Annotated in this window: 11 protein-coding genes; 9 read left to right on the top strand and 2 right to left on the bottom strand. The window is 56.0% G+C overall.

The genetic code is table 11. The features are described 5' to 3' along the window. Window positions 1-18 precede the first annotated feature (18 nt). The 4 genes from GSQ82_RS09325 (at window position 19) to GSQ82_RS09310 (ending at window position 9,663) form a co-directional block, all read left to right on the top strand. Window positions 19-1,089 (top strand): LacI family DNA-binding transcriptional regulator, encoded by a 1,071-nt coding sequence (locus GSQ82_RS09325; RefSeq protein WP_254061569.1) that lies wholly within the window; start codon window positions 19-21, stop codon window positions 1,087-1,089. 473 nt (window positions 1,090-1,562) lie between these two features. Continuing rightward, window positions 1,563-5,198, top strand: coding sequence for a carboxypeptidase-like regulatory domain-containing protein (locus GSQ82_RS09320; RefSeq protein ID WP_158791986.1), 3,636 nt, complete (start codon window positions 1,563-1,565; stop codon window positions 5,196-5,198). Window positions 5,199-5,262: 64 nt separating this feature from the next. Then, window positions 5,263-7,482, top strand: a complete 2,220-nt coding sequence (locus GSQ82_RS09315) for a glycoside hydrolase family 3 C-terminal domain-containing protein (protein WP_158792218.1) — start codon at window positions 5,263-5,265, stop codon at window positions 7,480-7,482. Window positions 7,483-7,632: 150 nt separating this feature from the next. Continuing rightward, window positions 7,633-9,663, top strand: a complete 2,031-nt coding sequence (locus GSQ82_RS09310; protein WP_158791985.1) for a beta-galactosidase — start codon at window positions 7,633-7,635, stop codon at window positions 9,661-9,663. Window positions 9,664-9,702: 39 nt separating this feature from the next. On the opposite strand, the gene GSQ82_RS09305 is transcribed toward GSQ82_RS09310, so the two are convergent. Continuing rightward, on the bottom strand, window positions 9,703-10,653 hold the full coding sequence (locus GSQ82_RS09305) for a carbohydrate kinase family protein (RefSeq protein WP_158791984.1): 951 nt from the start codon (window positions 10,651-10,653) through the stop codon (window positions 9,703-9,705). A gap of 117 nt (window positions 10,654-10,770) precedes the next feature. Between GSQ82_RS09305 and GSQ82_RS09300 the strand changes: the two genes are divergently transcribed. From GSQ82_RS09300 to agaR, 3 genes are all read left to right on the top strand, one after another. Continuing rightward, complete coding sequence (locus GSQ82_RS09300) at window positions 10,771-11,961, top strand: SIS domain-containing protein (RefSeq protein ID WP_158791983.1); 1,191 nt, start codon at window positions 10,771-10,773, stop codon at window positions 11,959-11,961. Window positions 11,962-11,973: 12 nt separating this feature from the next. Further along, window positions 11,974-13,248 carry a D-tagatose-bisphosphate aldolase, class II, non-catalytic subunit gene (locus GSQ82_RS09295; protein WP_158791982.1) on the top strand — a complete coding sequence of 425 codons (1,275 nt, stop codon included), beginning with the start codon at window positions 11,974-11,976 and terminating at the stop codon, window positions 13,246-13,248. Between the two features lie 171 nt (window positions 13,249-13,419). After that, window positions 13,420-14,181 carry a transcriptional repressor AgaR gene (agaR, locus tag GSQ82_RS09290; RefSeq protein ID WP_158792217.1) on the top strand — a complete coding sequence of 254 codons (762 nt, stop codon included), beginning with the start codon at window positions 13,420-13,422 and terminating at the stop codon, window positions 14,179-14,181. Between the two features lie 21 nt (window positions 14,182-14,202). Here agaR and GSQ82_RS09285 read toward each other — a convergent pair whose 3' ends face one another. Continuing rightward, window positions 14,203-16,179, bottom strand: a complete 1,977-nt coding sequence (locus GSQ82_RS09285; protein ID WP_158791981.1) for an enterotoxin — start codon at window positions 16,177-16,179, stop codon at window positions 14,203-14,205. Window positions 16,180-16,362: 183 nt separating this feature from the next. Between GSQ82_RS09285 and GSQ82_RS09280 the strand changes: the two genes are divergently transcribed. Together GSQ82_RS09280 and GSQ82_RS09275 are read left to right on the top strand one after the other, a co-directional pair. Further along, window positions 16,363-17,433 carry an amidohydrolase family protein gene (locus GSQ82_RS09280; RefSeq protein ID WP_158791980.1) on the top strand — a complete coding sequence of 357 codons (1,071 nt, stop codon included), beginning with the start codon at window positions 16,363-16,365 and terminating at the stop codon, window positions 17,431-17,433. A 66-nt stretch (window positions 17,434-17,499) separates the two neighbouring features. Further along, complete coding sequence (locus GSQ82_RS09275) at window positions 17,500-19,299, top strand: MFS transporter (RefSeq protein ID WP_158791979.1); 1,800 nt, start codon at window positions 17,500-17,502, stop codon at window positions 19,297-19,299. The last annotated feature ends 227 nt before the right edge of the window (window positions 19,300-19,526 follow it).

Genomic DNA, 19,526 nt, shown 5'->3' with positions numbered 1-19,526 from the left:
CTAAAACCCGTGTCGAAGATGGTTCCTAAAGACCCCTCCAAAGTTCGCATCAAAGATCTGGCGCAGGCGCTTGAGCTATCGATGGGTACGGTTGATCGCGCGCTGAACAATCGTCCTGAGATCAGCGCAGCGACCCGGGAGAAGGTCCTCAAGGCCGCTCGCAGGATGGGATATCACCCAGACCTCGTTGCAAGCGTCCTTTCCTCCAAGCGGAGGCTTCGCATTGCAGTCAACCTGCCTCGTGGCGTTACCCCGTTCCACGAAGAAGTTCGTGTCGGGATCGAGGAGGAGCATGCTGCTCTGGGAAAATCGGTCGTCAACCTGGAATACTTCCACTTCCCCGGCTTGGGAAGCGGCGAGATGGCGGCGCTGGACAGGGCTATCAAGTCTGGACTAGATGGAATGATCATCAGTTCTACCGCAGACACCGAAGTCAAGGAGCGGCTTAGACATTTGATTCAACTGGGAGTTCCTATCGTCTGCGTGGGAACAGACATTCCTGGAGTCGATACGGTCGCCACAGTTACGATCGACCCGTTTGTGAGCGGATCTCTCGCCGGCGAATTGGTTGGACGTCTATCCGCGAATACCGGTCCCATAGCCATTGTGACCGGCGACACCACGGTCACGAACCACCGACAGAAGGTGGAATCCTTCCAATCTACGATCCAGCAATTCTTTCCGTCGCTCGACCTGCTTCCAGCGATTGAGGCGCACGACAACGTCGAGGAGGCCTATGAGAAGTCGATTGAACTACTGCGCGCGCATCCCGATTTAACCGCCTGCTACATTTCGACGGGAAACTCGATCGCGGTGTTGAAAGCCCTGAAGGACTCGAAGATGCTCGGAAAGACGATGGTGCTAACAACGGATCTGCTGAAGCAGCTTCTTCCACATATCCGCAGCAACCGCGTTGCAGGTACACTCTATCAGCGGCCGCGACAACAAGGAGCCACGGCTTACCGCGTCCTCCATCACTACCTAAGCCAGGGACAGCGACCTGCGCAACCGATTCGTCTTGATCCTTACCTCATCATGCGTGCGAATCTGGACGCCTTTCTGGTGCGACGGCCGCTGTCGCAGAGCTAATCCCGAACGAAGCCGTTCCAGAAGTTGGTTGCATTTCTTTTCCGTTTACGCTAACGTAAGCCCATATGAGGACATGGAGCGGTAGAAGAGACAGTCTGAGCTCGAAGTGCGAGCGTCACTCCTGTGTCTTTGGCCTGCCCCTTGTATGTTCTCCTTCCTGTCGATGTCTATCTGACATCCTTTGCTCCCTCTAAAATCAAGCTCCGCCATACCCTCCAGAGTTTTCTTCCTAAACGGAGCGGTGTAATTGGAAGCGCATTTTTAGAGTTCTGCACCCGAACGCTCATCAGCATAAGCTAGCCACGCAATTTTGCGCGGCTGCCACTGATACATGAGCAGCAGATCGGTTTCAACAGTGCCCCCACTATGTTCGACAAGCTGAGTGCCCAACGGCTACGACACCCAATAGTGGTCAACATCTTCCAGGCAGGCCTGACACACAGATTGAGTAGAAAGCTCATCGGAGAGCAAGAATGAAACCCCATACACAGCGAGCGGCAAAGACTGAGATTTTCCGGCGAGTCAAATGGATTGTCGTCTTACTCTTGATCGCCCTTCCCTCTGCCTATGCCCAGTTTCTTGACCAGGGAGCTGTCACCGGCACCGTGCAGGACACCAGCGGAAGAGCGATTTCCAACGCTACGGTATCGATCGAAGATCCGGCGACAAGTTTCAAGTTGACCACGACCGCCGACAAGGTTGGCGTCTTCAACTTCTCTCCGGTCAAGATTGGACTCTACACAGTCACTTCGTCGGCGCCGGGATTTGAAACACAGATCCAGACAAACGTCAGGGTCTCGCTCGGCGAACGCGTCAATTTTTCTCCGCAGCTAAAGCCCGGCTCAGCGAGTGAAACGGTGACGGTCACGACGGCGCCCCCACTACTTCAATCGCAGGACAGCTCCGTAGGGACGGTTCTCAGCACAGAAGAAATCAACAATACCCCACTCAACGGCCGTAACACCATGTACCTCATCCAACTCACGGCGGGGGCCGCACCCTCGAGGTCCGGACGGGGTGCGGGTACCGGCGATTTCGATGCCAATGGTATGCGCCCCGAGCAAAACAACTTCGTGCTCGATGGCGTGGATAACAATGCTGTAACCCAGGACTATCTCAGCCAGACCAGCTATTCGATCAATCCGCCGCCCGATGCCTTAGCTGAATTCAAAGTGTCTACTTCGAACTACAGCGCCGAGTATGGCCATTCTGCAGGTGCGGTCGTCAACGCCAGCATCAAATCCGGAACCAACCAGGTTCATGGTTCTGTCTGGGAGTACTGGCGCAACAACGTTCTGGATGCTCGTGACTGGGACGCCTCCGCACAACTTCCCGATCCTGAGTATCGCGAGAATCTGTTCGGGGCGACGCTCGGCTTGCCCCTCATTAAGAACCACCTGTTCTTTTTTGGCGACGTGCAGGCAAACCGTATTGTGATTCAACAATCCCAATCCCCAATTACTGTTCCTACCGCGTTGGAGCGCCAGGGCAACTTTAGCGAGCTGCTGATGCCATCGAACTTTAACGCGACCGTTGCGCAGACTCTGTATGAGCCGCATCACAACCAGACGCTGCTAACGTGCCCTGCCCTGGCAACCACGAACAACCCAACTGGTCAGAACATACTCTGCCCGGGGCAGATAAACTCGGTCGCACAAAAGATCCTAAATCTGTATCCAATGCCGAACCAGAGTGTTTATGGCGTCGCGTATGACAACTACTCCTACGTCCTGAAGCAGCCAGACAATACCTTTCAATGGGACACGCGCCTAGACTGGAACATCAGCTCGGCAGATCAGGCTTTTGTGCGCTTCAGCTATCTGAACCAGATCGGCAACTTCCAGGCGCCTCTCGGTCCCATCCTAGATGGCGGCGGCGGCGAGGGCGCAACCAACGTCAGCGGCGTGCAGGTGAACTACGGCAACAACTTCGTGCTGAGCGAGACCCACATCTTCAGCCCAACGGTCGTCAATGAGTTCCGCTTCGCTTTCAACTTCGGCCACTATGACACATTAAATCCAGGCTTCAATACGTCCGATGCCGCCGCGCTGGGCCTGGGGGGAGTACCTTCCGGAACGGCTTTTCCTGACAACGGCGGCCTTCCCACCACAACCATCAGTGGCGGTGGAGGCATCTTCGGCTTCGGCGCGCACGCCTACCGCCCCGAGGAAGAATGGGCTGACAGCTACCAGGTTCTGGATAACGTCTCATGGACACTCGGCAATCATTCTTTGAGGCTCGGCTTCGCGCTCCAGAGCATCCGCTCCGACACCCTCGAACCTCCGTCTTCCCACCCGCAATATACCTACAATGGCTCGATGACGGGCAAACCCAACGTCGCAAATACTGGCAGCGGAATCGCGGACTTCCTTACCGACAACATGGAGACCGGCTCTATCGGACCCTCCGGCGCTTTCAACAATGCGCAGAACGATCTCGCCGGCTACATCCAGGATGACTGGAAGGTCACAAAGAACCTCACGCTGAATCTCGGACTTCGTTACGACTACTTCCAGCCCTACAAGGAAATGGCCGGCCAGCAGGCCAACTTTTATGCCACCAGCGTAGGCATCAGCACTGGAACCGGCAACTATCTGCTTCCGGCCAGGGACCAAGGCAAACTCACCATCAATCCGGCGTTCCTTACCGAATTAGCGGCGAATCACATTACCCTGCAATATGATTCGAATGAACGCCTGACACAGCAAAGAAACACCAACTTCGCGCCACGCGTTGGGTTCGCCTACAGTCTCGATCCCAAGACCGTCGTCCGCGGCGGCTTTGGCCTCTTCTATCAAGGCCAGCAGCAGGCAGGAGCTGCGGATAACATCGGCACAAACTATCCGTTCGTCTTCACCGACAACTTCCCTGCACCGGCCTGCAACACCGGATCGACCAACTGCGCCAACAACGGCTACACGCTGGAATCAGGTTTCTCGGATGCCATTGCGAACGGACTCAATAGCTACTTCGCGACGCCGACGCTGGTGGGTCAGAGTCCCAATCTGAAGACGACCTATGCGATGGATTACAACCTGGCTTTTCAGGAGGCCTTTACCAACGACCTCGTGGCCACCATCAGCTATGTGGGCACCTCGGCGCGGCACCTGCCGGCCGGCGTCAACAGCAACTCGACGGCTGCTCTGCTGCCTTCCGGCACGACTCAGGCCTTCCTCCCCTTCCCCTCATTCGGGGGCTCGACCAATCTGATCTATGGAGGAATTTCCGAATATAACAGCCTGCAGGCTCAACTGGAGAAGCGGTTCTCGCACGGAGTGTCCTTCCGGTCGACCTACACCTGGTCCCACGCACTGGACGATGCTGCCGACCCTCTCGGCGGTGGCATTGGCAATTACCGGGACATCAATATCATCCCGATGCGGCAGGAGATGACGAATACCGATTCGGATACGCGCCACCGGTTCACGTTCAATGGCTACTACAAGCTGCCATTCGGACGCGGAGAATCTCACCTCGGCAACGACTCGCGCGTCGTAGATACGTTCTTCGGAGGTTGGGCTGTGAATCTCACCTACCAGCTTCAGTCCGGAAATCCCTTCACCGTCGGCACCGCCAACCAGACCAACGACGTCGGTGGCAGCCAAAACGCGATACTGATCGGCAACCCTTTCGCCCAAGGTGGAACACCCAACGCGACCAATCCCAGCATCACCTGCCCGACATCGGTGCGGAACAAGACACACTGGTATAACCCGTGCGCCTTTGCCAATCCCCTACCCGCTTCGGAGATCACGCCCTTCGCGAAGAACAACGGCAATCCTTATGTCCCTGCTGCTGGATACGCATACCCCACGTATGTGACGAACGAGGCGCAGGCCCTGCTCTTTCTGGGAAGCAGGAGCGACCAGGTTTACGGACCGGGATTCCAACGGCTGGATGCCTCGGTATTCAAACGCTTTGTCACTTTGAGGGAGCAATACCTTGAGCTTCGCGTTGACGGATTCAACGTGGCTAATACGCCCTCTTACGCGATTCCGAGTAGTAGCGGCATTGGAACAGGCGGCGGATTGATTACTGCACATCGCAAGGGCCAGAATCTGACTCCAGACTCGCGCTTCTTCCAGTTATCTGCCAAGTACTCTTTCTAGCAAAGTTGGCATCATCAGAAACGAAAGGCATTGCAAAGTGGCAAAGAAACCTCGAACGCTAAGGATGGCAGGACGAGAGACGACATATTGGGTCGTTGGTCTTGCCGCGCTGTTGTGTGGCAGTCAGATATCCCAGGCGCAGAGTAGCTCTCAATATCCATTCCAGGATCCCGCGCTCTCGGCGGAAGTTCGAATCACGGATTTGCTCTCCCGCATGACGCTTGAGGAGAAGGTCTTCTGCCTCGGAATCGACCCGAGTGTTCCGCGGCTCGGCGTTAAGGGCAGCGGCCACATCGAGGGCTTAAGCGGAGTAGCATTAGGCGGCCACGGAGGATGGGCCGGAACCATCAACAAGCCCGTCCCGACCACTCAATTCCCTGAGGCGAAGGGCATGGGTCAAAGCTGGGATCCCGATTTGCTTCGACGAGTCGCAGCAGCCGAAGGGTACGAGGCACGTTACGCGGCGCAGAATTCCACTTATGCAGGCATGCGCACACCCAGAATTGTAGGCGGCTTGGTTGTCCGTGGCCCGAATGCAGACCTGAGTCGAGACCCACGTTGGGGCCGGAACGGGGAGTCCTATGGGGAAGATCCATATCTGGTGGGAACGATGACGGTTGCGTTCGTCAAGGGCCTGCAGGGGCCCGACCCGCATTACTGGCAGGCAGCCTCGCTGATGAAGCATTTCCTTGCCAACAGCAACGAAGACGGACGATTTGGATCTTCTTCGGACTTCAATGATCGCCTCTTCCACGAGTACTACTCCCGCCCGTTTCGCATGGGGATTCAACAGGGCGGAGCGGAGTCCATGATGGCTGCTTACAACGCGTGGAATCATACTCCCATGACCATCAGCCCAACGCTCAGGTCCGTCGTGGAGCATAATTGGGGACTGGATGGCATTATCTGCACGGACCGCGGCGCTCTCACCAACCTCGTCACACGCTTCCATGATTTCCCGAGTCTCGATCAAGCGGCGGCCGCAACGATTCATGCGGGCATCAATCAATATCTCGATCACTGGAACGAGCCAATCGTTGCTGCTCTCAAGAATCATCTGATCACCGAAGGTGATCTTGATGAGAACCTGCGTGGAGTCTTTCGCGTGATGATCCATCTCGGGCAGCTCGATCCCGAATCCATGGTTCCCTACGCCAGCATCGGAAAGGATGCTGCTTCTTCTCGCGAGCCTTGGGATTCAGCCGACCACAAGGCCCTTGATCGCAAGATCACCGACGAATCCATCGTGCTGCTGAAAAACGACGCACAGACGCTGCCTCTCGACCCCAGGAGATTGAAGAGCGTTGCTGTGATCGGTCCCTACGCCGACCAGGTTCTTTTCGGCTTCTACAGCGGCCTTCCGCCCTACTCGGTAAGCCCATTCGCCGGTATTCGGGAAAGACTAGGCAAAGATGTAACGGTTAGCCTTGCAACCGGCCAGGATTCGGCCGCCGCTGCCGAACTAGCGCGCAAGGCGGATGTTGCCATCGTCATTCTTGGCAATCATTCGACGTGCAATGCGGCACCCAATCAGATTGCAGGACATTGCCCCCCGGACGAAGGTGTCGAAGGTCAGGACCGCAAAGCACTCGACCTGGCGCAGGAACCACTCGCGAAAGAGATCTATGCGGCAAACCCTCACACAGTTCTGGTCCTGATTTCAAGCTTCCCGTATGCAATCAACTGGTCGCAGCAGCATCTACCAGCGATCGTGCAATTGGTTCACAGCAGCGATGAAGAGGGACACGCGCTTGCAGACGTCCTCTTTGGCGACTACAACCCGGCCGGCCATTTGACGCAGACGTGGCCCAGTTCTCTCGAACAACTGCCTCAGGTTTTCGATTACGACATTACGCATGGCGAAACGTACATGTATTTCAAGTCCAGGCCGCTTTACCCATTTGGCTTTGGCCTGAGCTACACCACCTTCGTCTACTCTCATCTCAAACTAAGCTCGAAGACAGTTTCATCCGGTTCCTCTCTGGACGTAAGCTTTGAACTCAAAAATACCGGTGCGCGTGCGGGCGATGAGGTAGCACAAATCTATGCCAGCTTTCCGCGTTCCAGGGTGGCGCGACCAACAGAAGAGCTCATCGGATTTCAGCGTGTCAGTCTGCTACCGGGAGAGACAAAGACGGTTCATGTACTGATCGCCCCGGACGACCTCGCGTATTGGAATGATGACCACAAGAAGCTCGAGCTGGAAGCGACCAAGATAGAGCTCAAGGTTGGGTCTTCCTCTGCCAACATTCATTTGAAAAGCACAGTTTCGGTCCGTAATTGATCCGCGCAGACACTTTGCCTTAACGCTTTATCAGCTTCTTGCTTGATCTGCTTCAGATGGAAAGGGACATCGATGCCTTCGACTCAAACACCGCTTTTCAGGTCTCACAGAGCCGGATTTATCAGGGGTCTTAAATGTCTTCCGGCGATCGTGCTGGGTCTCTCCGGCATCGCCAATCCGCAGACCAAACAAAGCGAAACGCTCCCACCACCTGCGCTGATGCTGGGTGCCGCGTGGTATCCCGAGCAGTGGCCGGAATCACGTTGGGATGCCGATCTCGATCTTATGCAAAAAGCCCATATGCATGTCGTTCGCGTCGGTGAGTTTGCGTGGAGCGCTCTTGAGCCGCAGGAAGGAAAGTACGATCTCGACTGGCTGGAGCGAGCGGTTAATCTTGCGGGAAAGCACGGCCTATCCGTGATTCTGGGAACGCCCAGCGGAGCTCCGCCCGTCTGGATGGCGACAAAATATCCTGACATCATGGTCACGGATGAGACGGGCAAGTTATACACCGGATCGACCCGCAATCATTACAACTGGAACAGCGATCGGTATCGCGGTTTCGTCCGTGCGGTAGACGAGCGCCTCTCTCAGCGCTTCGGCCATAATCGTTACGTCATCGGCTGGCAGATCGATAATGAGTACTCCAAACAATCGTTCGATGCAGAGACGCAGGCGCAGTTTCAGGCTTGGCTCGAACATCGCTATGGCAGGGTTGAGAACCTGAACCGGGTCTGGACCACGGCGTATAACAATCAGACCTACTCCGCGTGGAATCAGATCGCGTTGGTAAATGGCACGGGAGACAACAGCCCCGGTCTTTGGCTGGCCTCAAAACGCTTTATCAGTGAATCTTTACGTGCCTACCAAAAGGTCCAGATCGATGCTATCCGCAAGAATGCTTTGCCAGCACAGAAGATCACCACAAACATGATGGGATGGTACGACCTGTACGACCACTACACCGTCGCACAGGATCTGGACATCATCGGATGGGACAACCCTCAGGTGGAGGGGCGATTCGACTCCGTCCGCAATGGGTTACCACATGATCTGATGCGAGGCTTGAACGGCAAGAACTACTGGGTGCTGGAGTCGACTGCTGGCCCGCGTGGAGGCGGTAACGCAAGCGCGATGCTGGACAAAGGCGAAATGCGGATGGCCATCTGGAGTTACATCGGACACGGTGCGGATCTGATCAGCTACTGGCAGTGGCGCGACGCCCTGAACGGTGGCGAGCAGAATCATGGAGCGATCGTCGATGTAGACGGAAAGCCTGACCCGATCTATGCCGAATACTCCCAGGTTGGTCAGGAATTCGAGAAAGCAGGCCCGGCTCTTCAGGGAACTTCAGTAGAGGCGAGCATTGCGATTGTGGACTCGTATCCCAGCCGATGGGCGATCAACTGGCAAAAGATGAACCCTGCATACGACGCCATTGATGAGCTTAGAAGCTACTACAATCCCCTTCATAAGCTCGGATACACGATCGATATCATTCCGCCCGACCGCGATCTTTCGAAGTACAAGCTCGTGATCGCTCCTGGTCTCAATGTGATGACCCAGTCAGAGGCCGACAACCTTGCACGATACGTCAGACAGGGCGGTCACCTTGTGCTCGGGCAGCGCTCCGGAATGAAGGACGAAGAGAATTCTCGCTGGCCGCAGCGCCAGCCCGGCCCGCTCGCCTCTTTGCTTGGCGCTCGCGTGGAGCAGTACATGTCCCTGAATCATCCGGTGGAGATCTCGGGAGCATGGGATAGCTCAAAGGCGCAGTTATTCGCAGAACAACTTACAACCCTGGCCAATGATGTCCAGGTTTTGATGCGCTACCGCGCACCGAACTCCTGGCTCGATGGTCAACCAGCCGTTGTCACTCGCAAGGTCGGCAATGGATCGATCACCTATATCGGCGCGTGGCCGGAGGAAGCCGGGATGAAGCGAGCCATACAGTGGATGGTGAGCGAGAGCGGGGCCAAGCCGGACATCTTCGCGACGCCGGAAGGTGTCGAGGTGTATCGTCGAGTCGCGAAGGATCGCGAGATATTCATACTCGAAAACACATCTGAGCGGAGCCAAACCGTCGCTCTGCCCGTTGTAATGAGCAATATTTTGACGGACGAGTCTGTTCAACGCATTGAATTGCCTCTCTATGGCGTTGCGGTGCTCAGGAAACAGTAGGACGCACACCGAGGAATTGGGCTCCGAAGAGGAGATTTCTCAGTTGCCATATAGAAGGCTTTCACGAAGCTCTGCATCGCAGTGGGCAGCAATGCCACCAGGACGCAATGTGGAGAGCGCACCGGTCCGATTGCCCATTGCCGCCGCACGTAGAGCGTCATCCCCAGATAGCCATGCATTGAGAAATCCTGCATTGAAGCTGTCCCCTGCGCCGATTGTGTCCACAGGCTCCACTTTGCGAGGTTCTACCCAGTCTCTTTGACGGCCGCGCTGCACTACCGCACCGCGCGATCCGCACTTGACGACAATCATTGGCACACGTTCCGAGAGCTTGTCCAGCGCAGCTTCCAGAGTTCTCGCATCAGCGATCTGCAGCAGTTCATCTTCATTCGGCAACAAGATATCAATCCTGTCCAGAAGCTCGTCCAGCACACCACGCCACAGACCGGAAGGATCGTCATTGGTATCGAGCGAGATTGTCATCCCTGAGGATCTGAGCGTATCAAACATCTGAGGCAGACCACGGTGGAGGCCCGTCTGCAAAAATAACGATGAGAGATGGAAGTGCCTTCCGGACTTCAGGTAGTCCATGTCCAGACCGTCAACCGTCAAATCTGACATGACTCCCTGATACGTCAGGATGTGACGGCGTCGGCCATGAGGCAGAAGGATTGTAACGCCTGTCTTCGCCCCCTTTTTAAGGCGCACCTGCGTCAGATCCACTCCCGCTCGTCCAAGATACTCAAGTGCAGTTGTCCCAAACGTATCTTCTCCAACCTCTGAGACAAAGCCCACTCGTGTACCCAGAATCTGCAGATTGTGCGCCAGAATCGAAGACGAGCCCCCGAGCGTAACATCAAAGTCCGTGCCCAGCGTCTCACGCTCCACCGGCATCTCCTCTGGCAAGCCGTACAGGATAAGGTCAAGATTTGTTTCGCCAACCAGAATAATGTCAAACGGCTTTGCATTCGCAGGGGACAGAGGTTGCATTGTTATCTACCTTTTTATTGCCTTATAAATTATTGCGTGCATATAATGATTATTATTACTTACTTTTTATTACGTTTATGCATATTTTGATAAAAATTGGTACGAGGTCTTTTCCAAATGCAAACTACTCTGTCCGGTATTCTTGATCTTCCGTTACAAGAAAAGACAAAGCGCGGCCTGCTATACACACCAGCCGAAATAGCCCAACAGCCGGCGACCTGGAAGAGGACGCTTCAGATATTCAAGCAGCATCAGGCTCGCATTGTTGTTTTTCTCGACACTGTTGGCGTGCGGGCATCGCTTGAGAATCGGCCGTCTGTCATTCTAATTGGCGCAGGGACTTCGGACTATATCTCGCAGGCACTGACCTTTGTTCTGCGCACGAAGTGGGGCTGTGAGGTCTCCGCCGTAGCGAGCACAGATCTGCTGCCCAACATGGAGGAATATGTCATCCCAGGACGACGTTACCTCTGGATCTCCTTCTCACGCTCGGGCGATTCTCCGGAGGGCGTCGCCGTATTAGAGCAAGCGCTCGAACGCTATCCCGAAATCGCACACCTGGTTGTTACCTGCAACGAAGGCGCTCGTATGGCCGAGCTCTGCGAAGGGGTCGAACGCGCCAGCGTTGTCGTCCTGGACGACGTGGTCAACGACCGCAGCCTGGCGATGACCAGCTCCTTTACCAACATGATCGTTCTCGGTCAGTGTCTCGCACATGCCTGGTCGCTCGCGGAGTACGAGCCCGTGCTCGAACGATTGGCCCAGGCCGGAGATCATCTTCTTACGCAGGCGGCTGCATTGGCTGAGGAGCTCGCAGCCCGGAACTTCGCACGTGTCTGCTTTCTCGGCAGCGGAGCCCTTGCAAGCGTTGCAAAGGAGTCCGCGCTGAAGGTACTCGAGATGACCGCTGGCCAGGTCAAAACCATGTCCGAGACGGTGCTCGGCCTGCGTCATGGCCCAATGGCGGCGCTGGATCGCGAGACACTCCTCGTTTGTTTTGTATCGGGTGACCATACTCGCGGGCTGTACGCGCGCGATCTGCTGCGTGAAATCGGCAGCAAGCATGTCGTAGCAGAGCGTATCGCCGTCGGCCCTGCATCTTTCAAGTCAACTCTTGGCGGCGACTGCGATCGCTACCTTTCGCTTGAGATAGACGCAGAGATCGAGGATGAGTATCGTCCTGTGCTCGACGTGATCTTTGGGCAGCTACTGGGCCTCTATAGCTCCGTCGCTCATCAGCTCAAGCCTGACGCACCCAGCCCCGCCGGCGTCATCAAACGCGTAGTGCAGAAGTTCCAGATCTACTGAGGCACGCTCATCATGTCGCATCGTCTCCATCAGCATCTCCTGCAGCAACATCGTGGTATTCCGACTGGCATCTACTCTGTCTGTTCGGCACATCCGTGGGTCGTTCGAGCAGCAGCCGAACAAGCAGTGGAGGATGGATCCCTGCTCCTGATCGAGGCGACGAGCAACCAGGTCAATCAGTTCGGCGGATACACCGGGATGCGTCCTGCGGACTTCCGCTCGTTTGTGCTGAAGCACGCGGCAGAAGCAGGTCTCGATCATTCCCGTCTGATACTGGGCGGAGATCACCTCGGCCCCAATCCCTGGCGCAGTATGCCAGCGGCTGAGGCCATGACGCGCGCCGAAACGATGGTTGCTGAGTACGTTGCTGCCGGTTATACCAAGATCCACCTCGACGCCAGTATGGCCTGCGCCGATGATGCGACGCATCCTTCGGACGAGATCGTCGCCGAGCGTGCAGCACGCCTATGTCGCGTAGCTGAGGCCGCTTACGTCAGCGGCGACAGTCCCATCTACGTGATTGGAACAGAAGTGCCCGTCCCCGGAGGAGCCACTCATGCCGTACATGAGCTGGCGGCGACTTCGACCGAGGCGGCTGCACAAACACTTGCGGTTCACAAACGCATCTTCGAGCAGCAAGTGCCAGGTGTCTGGGATCGAGTCATCGCACTTGTCGTGCAGCCTGGGGTTGAGTTTGACCACGATGCTGTTATCGACTACGAGCCCGCTAAGGCCGCACAATTGAGTGCCTGGTTGCGTGCTCAACCAGAGCCAATCGTCTTTGAGGCCCATTCTACGGACTACCAACTGCCCGACGCATACACGGCACTTGTACGCGACGGCTTCGCCATCCTCAAGGTGGGCCCTGGCCTGACCTTTGCGATGCGCGAGGCGCTCGATGCACTCGAGGACATTGAGGCGCAGCTCGTCGAGGAGCCTCGTCGCTCCAAACTAAGCATGGTGCTGGAAACAGCCATGCTGCGCGAACCCGAAAACTGGCTTCCCTACTACACCGGCTCTGCCGCACATCAAGCGCTCTTGCGCCGCTACAGCTACAGCGACCGAGTCCGCTATTACTGGGCAAAGCCCGAGGTCAACAAGGCCGTGGACCAACTGATCAGCAACCTAGCCGCGACCACCATACCCGAAAGCATGCTGAGCCGATACCTTCCAGCGCAGTATCTGCGTATGCGCGAAGGCAAGATCTCCGCCGACCCCGCATCCCTGATCGTCGATCGCATTCGCGACGTGCTGCGCAACTATGCTGCGGCCTGCCGCCCAGTCTAGCAAATCGAAGCATCGTTTACTTTCGCATCGACTTTCTATTTGCAATCAGATAAGGCCGGCGTGTTATTGTTCCGAGAGAGAGAAACCGGATCAATGCCAGTGAAAAAAAATACGTTACCTAGTGTCTCCAAGGACTTCTCCGAGCTGCCCGGCGTCGACCGCAGCTCTCAGATGCTGATCGAAGAGCGGCGGCAATACATTCTCGGACTAGCCCAAAAAAACGGCAGGGTACTGGTCGAAGAACTCTCCGAATCAATCGGCATCTCGCGCATCACAATTCGTAAGGACCTGGATCTTCTGCAAAGCCGTGGCGTGCTGCAGCGTACCCATGGCGGTGCAGTTTTGCCTGGCAACGGTGCCCTGTCCGACCCATCCCTTCAGGAAAAAGAAGGACGACATTCTCAGGAAAAACTGCGCATCGCCACTGCTGCAGCGAACCTCGTGCAGGAGGGACAGTGCGTATTGCTCGACTCAGGAACGACGACGACAGCGATTGCACGCGCGCTGAAACGGTTTTCTCGACTCACCATCATCACCAACGCCGTTAACATCGCAGGCGAACTCAGCGGTACTGACTTCGAGGTGCTGCTGACCGGTGGCTCACTGCGCAAGAACTCATTCTCGCTCGTAGGACCGCTAGCTGAGGACATGCTGCAGGACATGCACGCAGATATTCTCTTCCTCGGTGTCGATGGCTTCGATCTCGAGGTAGGCCTGACGACACCGAATTTGATGGAGTCCCGTGTAAACCGCGCAATGGTCAAAGCCTCATCGATGGTAGTTGCCGTGTGCGATTCCACAAAGTTCAACCGCCGCAGCCTTTCCCGTATCGTCGAAGCCACAGCGATCCATCACGTTATCACCGACAACGATCTGCCGGCGGAGACCGCAAAGGCCTTGCAGGCCGCCGGCATCAGCCTGACTCTCGTTTAAACCGGATTGGGCCATGCCTTCTTAATGAGCAGGTGTCGCCTCCAACGTAAGGACCTCAAACGGCGTCAGCTCAACCGCTATGAGCCGGTCACGCAGCTCGGGGCGCACGACCTCCGGTTGCCAGTCCTTTACGTCATTCCATACGCCATGCACGTTGTATCGCTCTGGCGCATTACGCTTCAACTCCAGCACCTTCGCAAGATCCAGCATGTACTTTTGCGGCTTGCCGGAAGGATTGCGTAGCGTAATCAGACTAAGTTTCGGGCTCCATGCAGCCCAGCCATAAATCTCCAACTTGTCCGGATCGCCGCCGATCCAGTGCGTATCCTTCAGCGTCTCAGCATGAGCGCGGCTCCAACGTGCACTGTCTGCGAGCATGTCCCAGTCCGCGGTGGTCAGCAGATCCGGCGTAATGTACATCTCCTGTAGCTGCGTGCCACTGCCGAAGTACGAATGTACCTCATCGGCGAACTCATGCCTGGGATCGTTCATCAGATCCTTCGCCTGCTTTGCATAGATGATTCCGTGAAGCATGAGTGAATTCAACGGGAACAGCGGTCCCCGTTCGACGATATTCTTATACGTCTGCGCGTCGCGATAGGTAATCCAGCGCTGACGCGCACTTCCGACACCAGAAAAGTCATGGTCCTCCCCACCACGCCAGATTGAGTCCGCATAAAAAAGCCAGAAGGGCGAGGCAGTTGTGCCGGTAGTGAGGTTGATAAAGATAGAGGGCTCCTTCTTCCGCAGCCGCTCAATCAGGTGGATCGCAGCGTCGAAGTCGCTGTCAAAGTCACTGCCAGGAAAGACACGGTTCGCATTGCCGGTTCCATCGAACTTGAACTGATTGACGTGGTAGCGGTCGACCATGTCGAAGCAGGTCTGCTCAAAGCGCTCGTAGTACTTCGTCCCAGAGAGGGCGTAGCCTTCGTTCATGATCTCGTAGCCATGCGCCGTACCGTATGCGACGCGTTCCTTCTTCTGCTCGTCATACCCTCCCCACGGCGATAGCCACACGCCGATGCCCGCCTTGTACTTTGCAGCCGCCTCACTGGTCTTCGTAAAGCCATTGGGAAAACCGGGGTTGAAACCCCACAGCGCGTTCGGATCATCCCAGCCGTCATCGAAGAGATACGAGTCCAGCTTGACGTTTCGGTCGACGACGAGTTGCTGCCCGAAGGCATTCACGCGATCCAGAGCGCTCTTCTCATCGAAGCGATTCTGATAACCGAGATCGAACCACGAGTTATAGTGCAGAAAGGGTTCATACCTGCGCGGACGCTCGTTTTCTAGATAAGCCAGAAACTCTCGCCTCAGCTGTCCCGGCTGCGCCGCTCCCAACACGGCCGAATACGTGATCGACTGACCAGCGCGCAAAGAAAGTTCGCGCAAGAGTCCCACCTTCACCAGTCCGTCACTAACGTTGCTTGTCGAAAGCGGGTGCTCAAAGCCAAAGAAGAAGTTGGCATCCACCACAGGCGATCCGTGGACATTGCCTTCGACATGCGCGCCCGCATCTCTGAACTCAAGCAGCCGAACCTCCGCGACTGGCAGGTCTGATTTGGCAGCCGTGACACGAATGAGCGAGCGTACATAATCCGATCCTGGCCGAGTCACCACGCACCAGTCCGCATCTACGTCATACTCCCCACCGTGAAATTGCCAGCACCGCTTTGTCTCCGCGGTGGCAAGCTGCGAGCTGCTCAGCGCACGATGCGAATCGATGACGCTGCTCGTGTCGTTCAACGGCTGAACCTGCATCTCAGACGAATGCAGTTCGCCATGATCCTTCAACACCAACGTGAAGGCATCCTTCATCACAATCTCTCTTCCCGAGATCGTGTCGCGAATTGTCCAACCAACGAAATGCTTATCGCGAACATTCACATGCACACGCAATGCTTCGGCCTGCACTGCGGCACTCTGTGCAATTCCGAAGACAGAAGAAACAAGTGGAAAAGACAAGAGCGTAGAAACGAGCAGCCAGTAGCGATTCATGTGAGCACCTTAAATATCGAGACATCTTGGCAATAAGATAATAAAACGAAACATAATGGAAATTCCTATATATTTCGTTTTATAATCCATGCAATTCGACAGAATGTTTTAAAGAGGCTCACAACCCATCTTCGCATCGATACCAATCCCCCCCATCTAGGGGGGTAGGGTAAGAGGAGAGCAATGGCTGAACAGGATGCACAGGACAAATTTATAGCAATGGTCTCGGCCAAAGCTGCGGTGACGCTTCCAGTCAGCGATTTCCATCCGCGCACCATGTTGCACTCAGTCATGCACGAAATCACGAAACCGCGGTTCCCTGTAATCGACTACCACAATCATCTGGACGCACAGGACCCGCAGGAGATTCTGAAGATCATGGATGCCTGCGGGATCGAGCACATCGCCAACATCACGATGAAGGTGGGCGATGAGGCCATCGAGATGATCGAGCGCTATCGGAAGGCCGATGCACGGCGCTTTTCAACAATCGGATGGATGGATTGGCAGGGCGCCGATGCAATGAACTTTTCCAGCTTCATCAAGCTGAGCATGGAGCGCATTGATCGCCTCGTGCAGCACGGCATCGTAGGCTTCAAGTTCTGGAAGGACCTCGGCCTTACGGTGCGCGATGCAAGCGGCGAACTGATCAGCGTGGATGACGAGCGGCTGGCGCCTATCTTCGATCGTCTTGGCGAGCTCGGCATACCTGCCATGGTGCATATCGGCGACCCTGAGGCCTTTTTCCTGCCGATCGATGCTCACAATGAGCGTTACGAGGAGCTGGCAGCCCACCCCGACTGGAGCTTCTTCGGCGCACAATACAGCAAGGACGAGCTCCTCAAGCAGCGCGATTGTGTCTTTCGACGGCATCCCAGGACAACATTCGTCGGAGCCCATATCGCGGAGAACAGTGAAGATCTTGCACGCGTCTCAGCGATGCTCGACGACTGTCCCAACGTCATGGTCGACATAAGCGCACGGGCCTCGGAGCTAGGACGCCAGCCCTACTCGGCGCGAAGGTTCTTTCTTCGCTATGCTGACCGTATCCTCTTTGGAGCGGATCTGGTTCCCGAGGTCGACATGTATCGTCTCTACTATCGCTTCCTGGAAACCGACGACGAGTACTTTGACTATCCTACGCACGCCTCGCGCCAAGGACGCTGGAATATTTATGGCCTCTACCTGCCCGACGACGTGCTGCGCAAGGTGTACCGTGAAAACGCTCTGCGACTTCTCCCACAGCTTCACTGAAATGATCGCGCTTATCTTCGCGCGACTGCGCAACAGAGAGACTCTGCCCTTAGGACACGTTGCTTCATGATCCCAAACCCAAACCATACCGCCTCGAATCGTCGCAGTTACAACCTTCTTTTGTTGTGTGTTGCTGGTCTCGGCGGCCTGCTGTATGGCGTGGACGTAGGCATCATCGGGGGCGCGCTGCCCTATCTTGAAGCGACCTCGCGTCTGAGTGCCGGGCAGCTCTCGGTCATCGTTGCAGCGGTCCTGCTTGGCAGCGTCATCTCTACCATCTTTGCCGGAGTGCTCTCAGACGGGTTCGGCAGAAAGCCAATGATGGTCGTAAGCGGTCTCGTATTCGTCATCAGTATTCCTCTCATCGCACTCTCGCACGGCTACACGGTGCTATTGGTCGGCCGGCTATTGCAGGGCATCAGCGGAGGCTTCATCGGAGTCGTCGTACCGCTATACCTGGCCGAGTGTCTTGTATCGCAGTCGCGAGGCAAAGGCACAGGAATCTTTCAATGGCTGCTGACCTTTGGCATCGTCATAGCCGCGCTTATCGGCATGTACTACAGCTATCGCGTGCAGGCGGTCGCCGCGACCGGAAACGCAGACGCTCTCTTCGCTGTTCAGAACAACGCCTGGCGACGCATCTTTTGGATGTCGCTTCCGCCCGGTTTGCTCTTTGCCTTCGGCAGTTTATTCGTGACGGAATCCCCACGCTGGCTGTATCGTCGCGGCCGCACCCAAGAGGCGTTGACGTCGCTGCTGCGCTCACGCACTCCCGAAGCTGCAGCCCTCGAACTCGCAGAGATGGGAGCAGTTAGAACGCAGCCCGATGTCTCACACAAGGGTGCAGGCTCGTTGCTGCGTCGCAAATACGTTGTGCCGTTCCTGCTCGCATGCGTCATCCTCGCCTGCAACACAGCTACCGGCATAAACTCGATCATCGGCTACAACACCAGCATCCTGCTGCAGAGCGGCCTCACGGATCTAGGCGCGCACTGGGGCTACGTCCTGTTCACGTCGGTCAACTTTCTCATGACGATTGTCGGAATCACTCTGGTCGATCGCAAAGGGCGGCGCTTTCTACTGACGCTTGGCACCGGCGGAGTCATGCTCTCCCTGATTGCATGCGCACTGCTCTTTCACCAGGTAGAACGTAACGATCTCGAATGTGGCCCCGCCGTGCAGGGACTGGTTCAGGATAACGAAACGCTTTCGCTGAAGTTCAATCAGGAAGAGGCTGGAAAGCTACTCACCGCAAGCGGCTACAGTGACGACCGCGCCCTGGCCGCGCACGCTTCGTTCGCGATCATCTACTCCTACGCGGGCTTCACCAGCGAAACCACTTATATGCGCTCTGATGATCCGAGCGCCGCAGCAATCCGTATTACACGCGCAGCAAGCATCCCCGAGAACTCCGTGAAGGCATTCTTCCAGAATCCCTTCGCTGACTTCGATCAGGCAAAGACAGCGCCACTAAAGATCGAACGAGCCCGCATGGGTCGTATTCCGTCGCCCGGCCATGGATACATCGTCGCCTTGGCGCTCTTTATCTTCGTCGCCTTTTATGCCGCAGGCCCCGGTGTGTGCGTATGGCTTGCACTCTCCGAGCTGATGCCGACCCGAATCCGCTCAGTCGGCATGAGCGTCGCGTTGGTGCTCAATCAGTTCGTCTCGACCACACTGGCCGTGCTGTTTCTTCCCGTCGTCAGTAAATATGGCTACACCTGGATCTTCCTTCTCTTCGCCGGCTTCACTGTCCTCTACTTCCTCGCCATCATCTTCTTTCTGCCGGAAACAAAAGGCAAAACCCTTGAAGAGGTAGAGCAGTCCTTTGAGAACCGCCGACCACGCGTCTCCATACCTCGCTGAAACAAATACCGTTCTGATCGCCCTCCGACCAAAGAGCCTTCATTCCCACCTTGTCCGCCCTATCCAGCCGCAATCTCCGACAAACGAGGTCGGGAGTACTCAGCTCTGGCATGTTGGCAATGCGGAAATGGAATCAACGGCCGACTTCTTACGTAAAGATTCTTTTTGTGTTCATTTTTGCTTGACATGGTTAGCTTTCAAAGCTATTGTCGCCTAATAATTCAATA

This window comes from Granulicella sp. L60 (assembly GCF_009765825.1).
Classification (GTDB): Bacteria; Acidobacteriota; Terriglobia; order Terriglobales; family Acidobacteriaceae; genus Edaphobacter.
The sequence above is the reverse complement of the archived record's forward strand: the minus strand, read 5'-3'. Positions and strand labels throughout refer to the sequence as shown.